This window comes from Granulicella sp. S190 (assembly GCF_009766095.1).
In the GTDB taxonomy this organism is placed as follows: Bacteria; Acidobacteriota; Terriglobia; order Terriglobales; family Acidobacteriaceae; genus Edaphobacter.
The window spans coordinates 465,916-479,395 of record NZ_LMUD01000009.1; the positions used below are offsets into that span (position 1 = coordinate 465,916).

Annotated in this window: 13 protein-coding genes; 5 read left to right on the top strand and 8 right to left on the bottom strand. The window is 58.3% G+C overall.

The window, feature by feature from the left end; translation table 11 throughout:
- Window positions 1-8 precede the first annotated feature (8 nt).
- The 3 genes from GSQ94_RS05785 to GSQ94_RS05795 all read left to right on the top strand — a co-directional run bounded on the left by GSQ94_RS05785 (window position 9) and on the right by GSQ94_RS05795 (window position 2,374).
- On the top strand, window positions 9-503 hold the full coding sequence (locus GSQ94_RS05785) for a DinB family protein (RefSeq protein ID WP_158942376.1): 495 nt from the start codon (window positions 9-11) through the stop codon (window positions 501-503).
- A 67-nt stretch (window positions 504-570) separates the two neighbouring features.
- The gene (locus GSQ94_RS05790) at window positions 571-1,482 is read left to right on the top strand and encodes a VOC family protein (RefSeq protein WP_158942377.1); all 912 of its coding nucleotides are present in this window, start codon (window positions 571-573) and stop codon (window positions 1,480-1,482) included.
- 31 nt (window positions 1,483-1,513) lie between these two features.
- The gene (locus tag GSQ94_RS05795) at window positions 1,514-2,374 is read left to right on the top strand and encodes a sugar phosphate isomerase/epimerase (protein ID WP_158942379.1); all 861 of its coding nucleotides are present in this window, start codon (window positions 1,514-1,516) and stop codon (window positions 2,372-2,374) included.
- 13 nt (window positions 2,375-2,387) lie between these two features.
- On the opposite strand, the gene GSQ94_RS05800 is transcribed toward GSQ94_RS05795, so the two are convergent.
- The 5 genes from GSQ94_RS05800 to dut all read right to left on the bottom strand — a co-directional run bounded on the left by GSQ94_RS05800 (window position 2,388) and on the right by dut (window position 8,478).
- Window positions 2,388-2,813, bottom strand: a complete 426-nt coding sequence (locus tag GSQ94_RS05800; RefSeq protein ID WP_158942381.1) for a MerC domain-containing protein — start codon at window positions 2,811-2,813, stop codon at window positions 2,388-2,390.
- A gap of 154 nt (window positions 2,814-2,967) precedes the next feature.
- Window positions 2,968-4,440 (bottom strand): amidophosphoribosyltransferase, encoded by a 1,473-nt coding sequence (gene purF, locus GSQ94_RS05805; protein ID WP_371417454.1) that lies wholly within the window; start codon window positions 4,438-4,440, stop codon window positions 2,968-2,970.
- A gap of 74 nt (window positions 4,441-4,514) precedes the next feature.
- On the bottom strand, window positions 4,515-7,034 hold the full coding sequence (purL, locus tag GSQ94_RS05810) for a phosphoribosylformylglycinamidine synthase subunit PurL (RefSeq protein ID WP_158942383.1): 2,520 nt from the start codon (window positions 7,032-7,034) through the stop codon (window positions 4,515-4,517).
- A 44-nt stretch (window positions 7,035-7,078) separates the two neighbouring features.
- Window positions 7,079-7,975, bottom strand: a complete 897-nt coding sequence (locus GSQ94_RS05815) for a DUF5996 family protein (protein WP_158942385.1) — start codon at window positions 7,973-7,975, stop codon at window positions 7,079-7,081.
- A 50-nt stretch (window positions 7,976-8,025) separates the two neighbouring features.
- Window positions 8,026-8,478 carry a dUTP diphosphatase gene (gene dut / locus GSQ94_RS05820; RefSeq protein WP_158942386.1) on the bottom strand — a complete coding sequence of 151 codons (453 nt, stop codon included), beginning with the start codon at window positions 8,476-8,478 and terminating at the stop codon, window positions 8,026-8,028.
- Window positions 8,479-8,693: 215 nt separating this feature from the next.
- Between dut and GSQ94_RS05825 the strand changes: the two genes are divergently transcribed.
- Window positions 8,694-9,155: a hypothetical protein gene (locus tag GSQ94_RS05825; RefSeq protein WP_158942388.1), complete on the top strand. Its 462-nt coding sequence runs from the start codon at window positions 8,694-8,696 to the stop codon at window positions 9,153-9,155.
- Between the two features lie 46 nt (window positions 9,156-9,201).
- On the opposite strand, the gene aspS is transcribed toward GSQ94_RS05825, so the two are convergent.
- From aspS to GSQ94_RS05840, 3 genes are read right to left on the bottom strand one after another with little or no spacing between them, the layout of a single operon-like run.
- Window positions 9,202-11,058 carry an aspartate--tRNA ligase gene (aspS, locus tag GSQ94_RS05830; protein WP_158942390.1) on the bottom strand — a complete coding sequence of 619 codons (1,857 nt, stop codon included), beginning with the start codon at window positions 11,056-11,058 and terminating at the stop codon, window positions 9,202-9,204.
- Window positions 11,059-11,107: 49 nt separating this feature from the next.
- Window positions 11,108-12,400: a histidine--tRNA ligase gene (gene hisS / locus GSQ94_RS05835; protein ID WP_158942392.1), complete on the bottom strand. Its 1,293-nt coding sequence runs from the start codon at window positions 12,398-12,400 to the stop codon at window positions 11,108-11,110.
- A 29-nt stretch (window positions 12,401-12,429) separates the two neighbouring features.
- Window positions 12,430-12,951: a gamma carbonic anhydrase family protein gene (locus tag GSQ94_RS05840; RefSeq protein WP_158942394.1), complete on the bottom strand. Its 522-nt coding sequence runs from the start codon at window positions 12,949-12,951 to the stop codon at window positions 12,430-12,432.
- Between the two features lie 153 nt (window positions 12,952-13,104).
- Between GSQ94_RS05840 and rpsU the strand changes: the two genes are divergently transcribed.
- Window positions 13,105-13,302 carry a 30S ribosomal protein S21 gene (gene rpsU / locus GSQ94_RS05845; protein ID WP_014267628.1) on the top strand — a complete coding sequence of 66 codons (198 nt, stop codon included), beginning with the start codon at window positions 13,105-13,107 and terminating at the stop codon, window positions 13,300-13,302.
- The last annotated feature ends 178 nt before the right edge of the window (window positions 13,303-13,480 follow it).

Sequence of the window (13,480 nt, forward strand, 5' to 3'; positions counted from 1 at the left end):
GAGCAACCATGAGCGGACCGAACCTCACAGCCCAAGACCTGCTTGCATGGCTCGAAAAAACTTCGAGTGGCTGGCGTCAACTTCTCACGCGTCATCCCGAACTTCTTGCGACTCCCTGCGACATCATGGAAGTCGCGACCGCCGGTCAGCTCCTTCAGCACATCGTGGCGGTTGAACTTCGCTACGCAGAACGGCTCGCTGACCTTCCTCCCACCGACTACTCCTCAATCCCGTATGACTCCGCCGAATCCCTCTACGCCATCCACGACCGCGCCATCACCCTCCTGAAACAGCTCCTCGCCACCGATATCGACTGGGACGCTCCCATCGAGTTCGCAACCCGAACGATGGGTCCGGCCCGTTCTACCCGCAAGACGATCTTCTTCCACGCTCTCCTGCATGGCATCCGCCACTACGCCCAGCTTGCCACGCTGGCGCGACAACACGGCATCAAGCCTGACTGGCCGATGGATTATCTCCTCATGGATATCGAGCCCGTATGATCTGCTGTGCCTGCTTCGGGGAAAGCAGCTTTGACAAAGGTCGGACCACCAACTAAAGTTGTCTCCCATGCGAAGAATCAGGCCCTTTCTCCCGCTTGTAACCCTACTTAGCCTTCTTCTCTCTGTATCAGGTTTCGCGCGCTCGCAACAGCGCCCCGCCATCACCGGCATCGCCTTCGTTCGGATGTACACCGCTGATCCTGCGGCCTCTGCCGCCTTCTACGGCAAGACCCTCGGCTTCGGACATGCAGAGAGCAAGGGGATCACGCGTTATTCCGTCAACGATCTCCAGTGGCTCGAAGTAGAAGCTCTGCCAACTCCTGCTCCCGCCAGCCGCCTCGCCGCTGTTGCCTTCACCACGCGCGATGCAGCCGCTCTCGAGCGTTATCTCAAGGCTCACAACGTCACCATCGAGCAGCCTCTGGCTCACGGCGCCTTCGCCGTCCACGATCCCGAAGGAAACCTTGTCTACTTCGTACAGCAGGACGCCAAGGTTCCCGGCCTGCCGGTTACCTCGCCTGACGCGACCTCTCATCGCATCATCCACACCGGCTTCATGGTCAAGGATCCTGCCGCCGAAGACCACTTCTACAAAGATCTCCTCGGCTTCCACCCCAACTGGCACGGCGGCATGCACGAAGGCAAAACCGACTGGGTCAGCCTTCAGGTTCCCGAAGGCAGCGACTGGCTTGAGTACATGCTTGAAGCTGGCCCCAACCCCTCTGCCCACCAGCTAGGTGTCCTGAACCACTTTTCGCTGGGTACTACGCATATGAGCGATGTCGTTGCAGCGCTCGGCCGCAACCACTGCGAAGGTCCCAACTGCACGAAATCCCAGATGGGCAAAGACGGTAAGGTGCAGCTCAACCTGTTCGACCCCGACCTTACCCGGGTTGAATATATGGAGTTCCTGCCCACCAGCACGCCCTGCTGCTCCCCGATTCTCGGCAAGGCACCCACCGAGATCGAGGACCGCTAACACTCAGTAGTTGAAGAACAATGGAGAATATATGCCCACCCGACGCGACTTCCTTCGCCTGTCCGCCATGGCAACCGCCGCAGGCTGCACACTCGGCAGCGTCGGACCCGCCCTCGCTGCGGAAGCTCCTTTCGTATACGGCGTGCAACTCTACATGGTCCGCGAACAGGCACTGAAGGATCTCGTCGGCATCCTCCGCGAGATCAGGCAGATTGGCTACACGCAGATCGAGCTTTACCCAGTCGTCTACACCCATCCCGCGCCAGAGCTACGCCGTATTGTCGTTGACTCGGGCCTCGGAGTGGTCGCTGCTCACTTCGACTACGCCAGCGTCCCCTCAAAGATCGACTACGCCCACCAGCTCGGGCTCGAATACATGGTCTGTCCCATGATCCCGCACGACCAATGGACGCAGGATGGCTTCCACAAGGCGGCCGAAGACTTCAACACCTGGGGCCGCAGCATTCACGACGCCGGCATGCAGTTTGTCTTTCATAATCACTGCTACGAGTTTGCCCCCCAAGGCAGCTCCTCTGGTTTTGACGAGCTCATGAAGCAAACTGACCCAGCCTTCGTGAAGCTCGAGTTCGACATGTACTGGCTCGCGCAGGCAGGGCAGGATCCTCTCACCATGCTCACCCGTTACGCCGACCGTGTCCGTCTTCTCCACCTCAAGGACCGCACTGCCAACGCGCCTACCGGCTTTACGCTCGACGCCAACGCCTTTCACATCACGGAACTCGGCAAGGGAGTCATCAACTGGCCCGCGATCTTTGCCCAGGCCCACAAGCAGGGCATCCGCTACGCCTTCGTGGATCAGGATAAGACGGAGTTCCCAATCCTCGAAAGCCTCAAACAAAACTACGCTTATCTCCAGACCATCAAGGTCTGAGAAGTCCCTCTCCTTAGCAAACACCGGCATCGGAGTGGGAACACCGTCTGCAATCCCTGCAGAAGGTGTGATTCATCCGGTGCGCACAGATCATCAGCACGCTTCCCGTCATCGTCACAGCGACCTCATATCCATGCGAGGGCAATCGCGCGCTGAAGAATGCTCCGGCAAAGATACACCCTAGGCCAAGCCCCATAAGGCCAAGAATTAGCCTTCGGCCATGCGTCTGAAATCCACGTACCAGCGCAATGGCACCCAGCGCCGCGACTCCAACCGCCAACGTACGATGAGTCCTCTCCTCGCCAGGGAGAAAGCGTGCGAAGACTACAGACATCGAGACCAAGACAGGCGTCACCGCGCAGTGCACTACACAGAGAACAGAGGCCCATACGCCAAGGGCATCCGCTGAAAAAGCTGAAGTACGCAAAGTGGAGTTCATGAAGTTCAAGAAATCTTTCTGGAGAGGCAGGCTGGCATAAGTTGATCTATGCTATTGATATCCTATTATCAATTAAACCTTTTGTCTTTATCCCTCAGAGATTCTCCGGGAATTAATCGTTTAGGCGCCTCTCAACTGATTCCATGGCAATCGTTTATGCGGTAGTCACCGCAGGCAGGATCTCGGACACATCCACCCATTGCGTCGGATAGTCCCCCGTATAACAAGCTGTGCAGAAGCTCGCCGGCGATAATCCATCCGCAGGCTCGCCCTTCGTACAGGCGTGCGTTAGCCCCACCAGGCTCAGGTACGCTAGCGAATCCGCTTCGACAAACTCGCAGATTTCTGCAACCGACTTACTCGCCGCAATCAGGTCCTTCTTCGAAGGCGTATCCACTCCGTAGAAGCAGGGGGAGATCGTCGGCGGACACGAGATCCTCAGATGCACTTCGGTTGCCCCTGCCGCCCGCACCATCCGGACAATCTTTCGTGAGGTTGTCCCGCGAATGATCGAGTCATCGATCAACACCACGCGCTTGCCCTCCAGCAGATTGCGCATCGGGTTCAGCTTCATCCTCACTCCGAAGTCGCGCACCCTCTGTTCGGGCTGAATAAATGTGCGGCCCACATAGTGATTTCGGATCAGGCCGAAATTAAACGGAATCCCAGACTCCGCGGCATACCCAATCGCCGCGGTAACGCCCGAGTCCGGCACCGGCACGATGAGATCAGCCGGCACACCCGACTCTCTCGCCAGTTGCCGCCCCATCTCTTCGCGCGACTGCTGCACCCAACGTCCGTAAACCTTCGAGTCCGGCCGGGAAAAATACACATGCTCGAAGACACAGCTGGCCTGCTCCGTCGTCGTGTCAAAATAGCGGCTCGTCACGCCATCTTCCGACACCATCACCAGCTCACCCGGCTTCACATCGCGCTCATACTTTGCATGCAGCAGGTCGAACGCGCACGTCTCACTCGCAAAGACAAACGTATCTGGCGCCCCATCCTTACCTTCGATCCGCCCCATCGCTAACGGTCGAAATCCACGTGGATCCCTCGCTGCAAAGATCCGGTTTCGCGTCATCATCACAATCGAAAACGCACCCTCCACCTGCATCAGCGCATCGGCGATGCAGTCAATCAGGGTGTTCTTGGTGCAGTGCGCAATTAGCTGAATGATGATCTCTGAGTCGGACGTGGTCTGAAAGATAGCTCCATCACGCTCCAACCGCTCCTTCGCCGTTCCCAGGTTAATCAGATTGCCATTGTGCGCAATCGCAATCAGCCCCTTCGTGCTCTCGACCGAGATCGGCTGCGCATTCAGCAGTGCCGAATCTCCCGTAGTCGAGTAGCGAGTATGTCCAATCGCAATATGTCCCGGCAGCTTCGTCAGTACTTCATCGGTGAAGATCTCCGACACCAGGCCCATCCCCTTGATGTCGTTCACCTGCATCCCATCCGCGCTGGCAATTCCGGCTGACTCCTGGCCCCGATGCTGCAGGGAATAGAGCCCCCAATACGTCATCCGCGCCGCGTCAGGATGGTTATAGATCGCCATCACGCCACACTCTTCGCGCAACTTATCGAAGGGTGCCTCGTCTTCTTCATCCACCTCAGACATCGTCATCTCGACAGGAACGGTAGCGTGGAGAGATCCCCGCATCTTGTTCTGCACTGCTACAACTTTCTCAGGAAGATCGTTCATGCCGTCACCACCTCCGCGGCCAACTGCTCTTCCAGTGCGCCCGTCCATGATCCCTTGAGCGAAGCAATCGGTTCATCGATCACCTTCTGTCCATTGATCACCATCTCGAAGTTGCCTGCAGTCACCTCGCCCAGCGGGGCCAGCCACATCTCGGTATGATCGGCGAGTACCTTCCGAATCGCTTCAACCTGCTCACCGTCTGCCGTCACGATCACCGAAGAACCAATCTCGCTGAAGAATCGCTCCTTCAACGCAAACGGCTCCATCTCGGAGACGTTCATGGATATCTTCACTCCCAGGTCCCTGGGGAAGCAGGCCTTTGCCAGCGCGACCAGCGAACCGCCGTCTGAGATGTCCGTAGCTGATGCCAGCAAACCTGCGGCCGAAAGTGCTGCAAGCGCCTTATGCAAAGCTGCCTCTTCCTTCAGATCAAGCACCGGCGGCGCACCCCACAGCTCGTGCATCACTGTCTTCGCATACTCGGTCGAGCCGAACTCCTGTTCAATCTTGCGTCCTCGGCCCTGAAACGCGGAAAGAAAGAGCACCGCATCCCCAGCCGCGCGAAAGGCCGCAGGAACAGCCTTTGTCGAATCCTCGATAATGCCAACAATCCCAAGCACAGGCGTCGGATAGATCCCTTCGCCTTTGGTCTCGTTATAGAGCGAGACATTGCCTCCGGTCACCGGCGTGCCCAGCGCGATACAAGCCTCTGCAATTCCATCAATCGCCTGAGCAAGCTGAGCCATGATCTCCGGTTTCTCAGGATTCCCAAAGTTAAGGCAGTTCGTCGCAGACACCGGCGTCGCACCAGTACAAGCGACCTTTCGCGCCGCCTCAGCCACCGCATGCATCGCGCCAAGCTTCGGATCGAGATACGTCCATCGTCCATTTCCTGCCAGCGCCATCGCCAATCCTCGATCACCCTTCTCCGCATGCGCAAACTCATGCGAAGCATCTGGATCGACCACTGGATTCGTAGCATCCACGCTATCGGTTGCAAGCGTCGCCTCACCCTTCGGTGTCGACGAGGCCACCAGATCAGCCAGCTTTCCCAGCAGACCGCGATGATGCGCAGCACCCGAAGTCTTGCCGGTTCCCTTGATGCGAATCACGCCAGCCTCGCCGCCAGGACCCTGAACCGTATTTGTCTGCACCATCGAGTCATACTGCTCGAACACCCATCGCTTGTCGCAGATATTCGCGCTTGCCAGCAGCTTCTTCAGATCGGTCGTATAGTCTCGCGGCCTCTTCAGCTCTTCCAGCACATGCGCCGGAGGATCCAGCGGTACCGGTGCCTTCCACACTCCCACAGGCCGGTGGTATAGCGGAGCATCGTCGGTCAAACTCCTGTTCGGGATATCCGCCATCAGTTCGCCATGCTGGGTAATCACCATGTTTGGCTTCTCTGTCACCACCCCGACGATGGAAGCGTCCAGCCCCCACTTTGCGAACACATCCAGAACCTCTTGGGCGCGTGGCTTATCAGCCACCAGCAGCATGCGCTCCTGGCTCTCCGACAACATAATCTCGTAACTCGACATCCCCGTCTCGCGCTGCGGCACCAGATCCAGCTCTACCGTCAGGCCAAGATCTCCACGCCCACCCATCTCACACGTCGAGCAGGTCAAACCGGCCGCACCCATATCCTGAATCCCGAGCACCGCGCCTGTGGCCATCGCCTCGAGACACGCCTCCAGCAATAGCTTCTCCAGAAACGGATCGCCCATCTGCACATTCGGGCGCTTCTGTTCCGAGCCTTCGGTAAACTCTTCGGACGCCATCGTGGCTCCGTGAATCCCATCCCGCCCGGTCTTCGCGCCTACATAAATCACCGGATTGCCAACGCCTGTTGCCTTGGCATAGAAAATCTCATCGCTGCGCACCAGCCCCAGCGCAAACGCATTCAGCAGAGGATTACCCGAATAGCAAGTCTCAAACCGCGTCTCTCCGCCAACATTCGGAACACCAAAGCAGTTCCCATACCCAGCCACGCCATGCACCACGCCGGTCGCGATCTGGTGGTTTCTTCGCCGCAGCGTCTCGTCGGGCTCAGCTTCATCCAACGGGCCAAATCGCAGCGAATCCATCACCGCCAGCGGCCGCGCATTCATCGTAAAAATATCTCGTAGAATCCCGCCCACGCCCGTAGCCGCACCTTGATACGGCTCGATATAGCTCGGATGATTATGGCTCTCGATCTTGAAGGCGCAAGCCCACCCATCGCCCACATCGATGATTCCGGCATTCTCCCCTGGCCCCTGTACCACGCTGCCGGGTCCGGTCTTGCGCTCCCCCGTTGTCGGCAGTCGCTTCAGATGCACGCGCGAAGACTTGTAGGAGCAGTGCTCCGACCACATCACAGAAAAAATCCCTAACTCAGTCAGGGAAGGGGTGCGTCCAAGCGCAGCTTCAATGCGGCTGTACTCCTCCGGAGTGATACTGTGCTGCTTGAGCAGCGCCGGAGTAATGGTGGCTGGGGAGGGGGCTTTGGCTTGCTGGGCTTGCAGATTTGGCATGGCTCGCTATTAAGATTGTCGCACGCTAAGCCCCCTGCTGCACCTTACCGCCGCTCCAGCGTCGCCCGATCCCACTTCGCCACATCCGCAGCCGCCCCATATGCGCTCTCCAGAAACTCCATCAGAGCCTTTTCCGGAGCCGCCAGCGCCCGCACTGCGTCGTACTTAAACACAAACTCCCCCAAAGCCTTATCCCATCCCGCCTCATCAGGCCGAATCGTCGCCTCCGACAGCCCACCCGGTACCGGCGCCGCATAGCAGTAGAACGCCGCCGCGCCATAACCACCGTTCCCCGGCCAGAACCCCGCCGAGATTACTTCATGCGAGTAGGCCTCCCGTTGAATCATGTCCGCGCCCGGTCTCGACGGCGCAAGCCGTCCAGAAAACCGAGTCACCGCCAGATCGAAGCTTCCCCAGAAAAAGTGCACTGGGCTCACCTTCCCCAGGAATCCCGTTCCCCAGGCACGAAACACCTTCTCCGCCTGCACCAGCACCTGCCAGAACCGATGCACATACTTCGCGTCGTACGACTTGTGCTCCGTATCGATATCGAACCGCACCGGATTGGCCACCTCCACCGGCATCGGAATAATCTTCACCGAAACCCCAAGCGCCTCCAGGCAACCGAGATATTCCTTGTAAAAATCGGCTACCGTTCGCGGCTTCAGCTTCATCACCTGCGTTCCGCCCGTTCCCATCCGCAGGTGCAGCTGATGTGCCACAAAGTCGAACTCGATATCGAGCACATCGTCACCGTAATTCATCGCAGAGGTGCCCAGACCACGCGCCGTCACATACAAAGGCACATTCCACCAGTGGTTCTGCAGCGGAGTCAGCGCGAGCCGTGTCTTACCCACAATCTGCGTCCACATGTGCAGCGTATCCGCAGTCGCCGACCAATCACCCCACGCCAACTCAGGCCACTGCGAAGCTCCACCCATAACACCTCCCGCGGACTCAAAACCAGTAGCCGAAAGCATACGCCGCAAACCTAACTCCCCGTACTCCCAAACCCCTTTATTCCTCGAGGAGCTTCCCTCAGTTCCCGCACCTCTTCGAACTCCGCCTCGATCTTCCTCACAATCCTTAGCTGGGCAATGCGGTCCCCGGCCTTGATCTCTACCGCCGCAGTGCTCAGGTTAGTCATCACCACCTTGATCTCCCCGCGATACCCCGGATCGATTACTCCAGCCAGCGTTGTAATCCCACGCATCGCCAGCCCCGACCGGTCCTCCACCAATGCCCCATGCGTAGCCGGAAACTCCATCGCCACACCTGTAGCGACTGCCATCGTCGCTCCCGCATCGAGTGTTGCCGCCACCACCGCATAAAGATCCGCTGCCAGATCTCCAAACTCACCAACGTGTGCATACCGCGGCAACTGCGCCTCAGGGTGCAACTTCATCACGCGAACCCGCACCGAATCTTCCACTCCCAACGTCATCGCATCTCCATAAAATCTTTCTCACTCTTATTTTCACCTGCGCCGCAGTTACTGTCCTCTTATTCACATCCCTCACAACTATGCTTCGTTTTGTATCCCACCTTTGGGGGAGAACCCCGTGCTCATTTTCCGAGTTTTCCTCGCCTTCCCAGAGTCCAATCAATAGCGAGGGACGTCTTGATATGCAGTGCCCGAATCAACAGGAGAGTCGTATCGTGGCTATCAATGCCGAAAAGTTGACTGTAACTCCGTTGCGCCGCACCACAGACCCATCCCCCACCGTTTGGCTGAAGCGCCTCGTCGATAACGGTACCCTTTATGTCCCCCAGAACCTGACCCTCGCCCAGTTCGCGACCCTGCAGGCCATCACCCTGCTTCTGTCCTATCCTGGCTCCCACTATGCCGCCTCCCGCCTCGATGCCTGCCTCGCAACCAGCGCTGGCAACGCCGAACCGGACGCCCCTCCGCCCCCCATCGCCTTCGACTACCACCTCGGACTCGACGAGCTTGAAACTATCACCCGCACCCGCACCGGCTACTCCTTTGCGGAACTCACCTCGGATCTTCAGGACGCCATTCTCAGCCTCATCGCCACCCGCGACCTCACCACCCGCAAGCTGGACCTCGCGCTCTGGCTCGAACACCTGCACATTCAAACTCTGGCTCTCGCCGCCTGAACCAGAAGCGCCAGCGCCATCAGAGCAGCGCTGGCCACGCCAACCACTAACTCCGCGTCGTCGTCCGCAGCGAAAGCTCACGCATCTGCTGCTCGCTCACAGGCGTAGGAGCATCAACCATCAGGTCAATCGCCTTCGCGGTCTTCGGGAATGCGATCACCTCACGCAGGCTCGTCGCTCCAGCCAGAATCATCACGATGCGGTCCAGCCCTAGCGCAATGCCGCCATGCGGAGGCGTGCCGTACTCCAGCGCATCGAGGAAGAACCCAAACCGCTCCTTCGCCTCAGCATCGCTCATGCCCAGCGAGCGGAAGATCTCCGCCTGCACATCCTGCCGGTGAATACGAATCGACCCCGAACCCAGCTCCGTTCCGTTCAGCACGATGTCGTAGGCCAGAGCCCTTACGGCGCCCTTATCGTTGGTCAGCTTGCCCGACTTGATGTCCTCTTCGTGAGGAGAGGTAAACGGATGATGCGCCGCGTTCCAGACCTTCGTCTCTTCATCCCACTCATACATCGGAAAATCGGTCACCCACAGAAACTTGTAGTCAGCCTCGGTACCGGTCTTCGTAAACCGTCCATGCTTGTCGGCAAACTTCGCGGCAAGCTGCAACCGCAACGCACCTACCCGCTTATAAATCCACTGCGGATCATGGTTCCACTTCGCAGGCGTTCCAATCTTCGGAGTTACGACGATCACAAGATCGCCGGCATCGACCTGAGTCGGTGCACCTTCAAAGCGAGTCTGCTCCTCAGAGAGCTTCGCTTCAATCGCCAAAGCTAGCGGAGCAAACGCCTCGTTCGTTTTGAGCCGTGCCACATCCAGGAAGTCCAGACCGCAATCCCCAAACGTAGCGCGAATCTCATCCACCAGCGCACGCTTCTGCGTCCCGCTCAGCGTACCCCCCTTGGGAATCGCGAACCCAAGCACCGGCAGCTCCTTCTCAATCTTCAGTGACTCGCGCAGCTCGGGAGTCAGCACCTCAGTCAGCGACACCATCGCCGGCAGCCGCATATCCGGCTTGTCAATCCCATAGCTGCGAATCGCATCGTCGTAGGTCATCTGCACAAACGGGGTTGTCAGCGAGATCGAAGCCGTCTTGAACGCCGCCGTCAAAAATCCTTCGACCACGCGAAAGACCTTCTCCTGCTGGGGAAAGCTCATCTCAAGATCGATCTGGGTAAACTCTGGCTGACGGTCCGCCCGCAGATCTTCATCGCGGAAGCAGCGTGCAATCTGAAAGTACTTATCGAAACCCGAGATCATCAGGATCTGCTTGAAGATCTGCGGCGACTGCGGCAGCGCATAGAAGCTGCCCGCATGCACCCGGCTTGGAACCAGATAATCCCGCGCCCCTTCAGGCGTAGACCGCGTCATGAAGGGAGTTTCAATCTCAAGAAAGCCCTGGTCCACAAGGTAGTTGCGAATCGCCATCGCAACCTTGCTGCGCAGCTCGAAGTTATGCTGCATCGGAGGCCGTCGCAGATCGAGATAGCGATACTTCAGCCGTACCTCTTCATTCGCGATCGCATCTTCCGCAGGCGAAAACGGTGGCGTCTTCGACTCGTTCAGCAGTAGCAGCTCCTGCGCAACCACTTCAATCGCGCCCGTCGGCATATTGGGGTTGTCGAGCCCCGCACCGCGCCGCCGCACCTTCCCCTTCACCGCGACCACGTACTCCGACCGCGCAGCCTCAGCCTTCGCATGCGCCTCGCCGGAGATCTCTTTATCGAGCACAACCTGTGTAATCCCGCTCCGGTCACGCACGTCGAGAAAGATCAGATTGCCATGGTCCCGCCGACGGTTCACCCATCCCATCAGGATCACCGGTTGTCCGTCCTGCTCCACGCGAAGCTCGCCACACATGTGGGTCCGCTGCAAACTTCCTAAAAAATCCAGCATGATCTCATTCACTTTCAATTCGCAGTTGCACGACGCGCGGGCAGCAAGCTCAAGCTCGCAGAAAACCCACAAGCTCAGTTCGAGCAACCTTCGTCTGCTCGCCAGCACTAAAGTCTTTAACCGTCAGAATACCCGACGAAACCTCATCTTCGCCTACGATCACCATCCGCCGCGCCAGCTTATCCGCAGCTTCGAAAGACTTCTTCAGGCGGAAGCTTCCATCGCCGACCTCAACCGCCAGCCCCGCGCGGCGAAGCTCTTGCGCCAGTGCCAGCGCCGCGGCATTCTGTCCCATTCCCATCGGCGCAACAAACGCATCGAGTTTCTTCTCCACGGCAGCAGCTGCCTGCGCCTGCAAGGTCAGGATCAGCCGGTCTTCCCCGATCGCAAATCCAATCCCTGGAGCCTTCGGTCCGCTCAGCATCTCAGACAGTCCGTCATACCGGCCGCCACCAAGCAGAGCGTTCTGCGTCCCCAATCCGCTTCCATCCGGCACCGTAAACTCAAAAGTCGTGCGGGTGTAGTAGTCCAAACCACGCACCAGCCGAGGATTTACGGTGTAAGCCACACCACACGCATCGAGCGCCGCCAGCACCTGCGCAAAATGCTCCTTGCTCGCATCATCCAGAAAGTCCGCTATCTTCGGCAGGCCGTCGATGATCTCCTGATCGCCCGGCTCCTTCGAGTCCAGCACTCGCAAAGGATTCGTCTCCGCCCTGCGCTGGTTATCCGCGCTCATCCGGCTCTTCACCGGAGCCAAAGCCTCACGCAACGCAGCGATGTACCTGGGGCGATCGGTCGAGGAGCCAACCGAGTTCACCTCGAGCTTCCATCCCTTCACCCCAACCTCGTTCAGGAAGGTCGAAAGCATCTCCAACACCTCGGCATCGCGAAGCGAACTATCCGCGCCCGACCACGCCGGTCCAAGCACCTCTGCACCAATCTGCCAGAACTGGCGATACCTTCCGCGCTGCGGCCGCTCGCGCCGGAACTGTGGCCCGATGTAGAAAAGCTTCTGCAGCATGCCTGTATCCGCAAGCTTGTGTTCGATGTAAGCACGCACAACTCCAGCCGTATTCTCCGGCCGCAGCGTCAGGCTCTGCGCACTATCGCTATCGGCTCGTGTGCGGTCTTCCCACGTGTACATCTCCTTGGAGACGATGTCGGTCTCCTCCCCAACACCGCGCGCAAACAGCGCCGTATCCTCGAAGATCGGCGTACGAATCTCCCCAAACCCATAGCGCGCAAAGACGGCTCTAGCCGTTGCTTCCACATAGTTCCAAAGCGCTGTCTCCGGAGGTAACAGATCCCGGGTCCCACGTACTGCCTTCAAAGTAGCCATCATCACCAGTGTAGCGAAAACAAATCGCTTTACGCTCCCGCTGTCTCTGCGAGATAGATCGCCGTGTAGTCCAGATAGTTCTGCGCGTACTTCAAAATGAGCGCCCGGTCGTCATCCCCAAGCGTCCGCCGAATCTTGCCCGGTACACCCGCTACTAGGGAGTTCGGCGGAATCACCATCTGTTCAGGAATCACCGCACCCGCAGCGATGATCGAGCCCTCCCCGATCCGCGCATTGTTCAGGATGGTCGCGCCGATGCCGACCAGAACAGCATCTTCCAGCACGCACCCATGCACCGTCGCATTGTGGCCGATCGTCACCATCTCGCCGACGATCACCGGGTAAAGATGGCGCATGCCATGGAGCACAGCGCAATCCTGAATGTTGCTCCGCGCTCCAATGCGGATCGAGTTGACGTCGCCCCGCAGAACCGCGTTCATCCAGACGCTGGACTGCTCGCCCAGGCTGACATCGCCGATCACCTGCGCCGACGGATCGATGTAGCAACCGGAAAAAATTACCGGGTTTATTCCTTGAAAGGACCGAATCATAGAAGAGATTTTACGCTTGGCCTGCAAAAGCTTTCAGGTTGCAGATCTGGGCAATACTCGCCCCACAATTACCAACGATTTATGTGTTTTTCCTTGAAAAAGCGCGTATTCTGGAATGTATCCCCATTGGGACTGGTTGGAGGTGTATTTTTCTTGGCAGAGGTTCGAGTACAAGAAGGCGAACCCCTTGAGAATGCCCTGCGGCGCTTCAAGCGCAAGGTGCAGACAGAAGACATTATCAAGGAAGTCAAGCGTCACTCTTTTTATCTGAAACCGGGTGAAAAGAAGCGTGTGAAAGAAGCACTTGCTCGCAAGCGCAATCGCAAGAAGGTCCGTAAGGAGCAGGATTAGTCGGAGCTCCAAAACCATGGCTGGCCGTCTCCTCCTCTCTCGTAGAGTCTGAGAGAGACGGCCGCCATAATCGCTAGAGGTGGACTCCCGCCGCCCTCTAGCCCCGGCAGAGAGAGTCTGGTCAGCGACTCACATTGACCGGCACATCGAATCAAATTCCACGAAATCGCAGTTTCGG

Excerpts from the sequence above, each read along its gene's own strand:
- purF (WP_371417454.1), bottom strand. The coding sequence starts at position 4,440 with ATGACGATGTCTGAGGTGGATGAAGAAGACGAGGCACCCTTCGATAAG.
- GSQ94_RS05815 (WP_158942385.1), bottom strand. The coding sequence starts at position 7,975 with ATGGGTGGAGCTTCGCAGTGGCCTGAGTTGGCGTGGGGTGATTGGTCG.
- GSQ94_RS05790 (WP_158942377.1), top strand. The coding sequence starts at position 571 with ATGCGAAGAATCAGGCCCTTTCTCCCGCTTGTAACCCTACTTAGCCTT.
- hisS (WP_158942392.1), bottom strand. The coding sequence starts at position 12,400 with ATGGCTACTTTGAAGGCAGTACGTGGGACCCGGGATCTGTTACCTCCG.
- GSQ94_RS05800 (WP_158942381.1), bottom strand. The coding sequence starts at position 2,813 with ATGAACTCCACTTTGCGTACTTCAGCTTTTTCAGCGGATGCCCTTGGC.
- GSQ94_RS05840 (WP_158942394.1), bottom strand. The coding sequence starts at position 12,951 with ATGATTCGGTCCTTTCAAGGAATAAACCCGGTAATTTTTTCCGGTTGC.
- aspS (WP_158942390.1), bottom strand. The coding sequence starts at position 11,058 with ATGCTGGATTTTTTAGGAAGTTTGCAGCGGACCCACATGTGTGGCGAG.
- dut (WP_158942386.1), bottom strand. The coding sequence starts at position 8,478 with ATGACGTTGGGAGTGGAAGATTCGGTGCGGGTTCGCGTGATGAAGTTG.
- GSQ94_RS05795 (WP_158942379.1), top strand. The coding sequence starts at position 1,514 with ATGCCCACCCGACGCGACTTCCTTCGCCTGTCCGCCATGGCAACCGCC.
- GSQ94_RS05785 (WP_158942376.1), top strand. The coding sequence starts at position 9 with ATGAGCGGACCGAACCTCACAGCCCAAGACCTGCTTGCATGGCTCGAA.
- purL (WP_158942383.1), bottom strand. The coding sequence starts at position 7,034 with ATGCCAAATCTGCAAGCCCAGCAAGCCAAAGCCCCCTCCCCAGCCACC.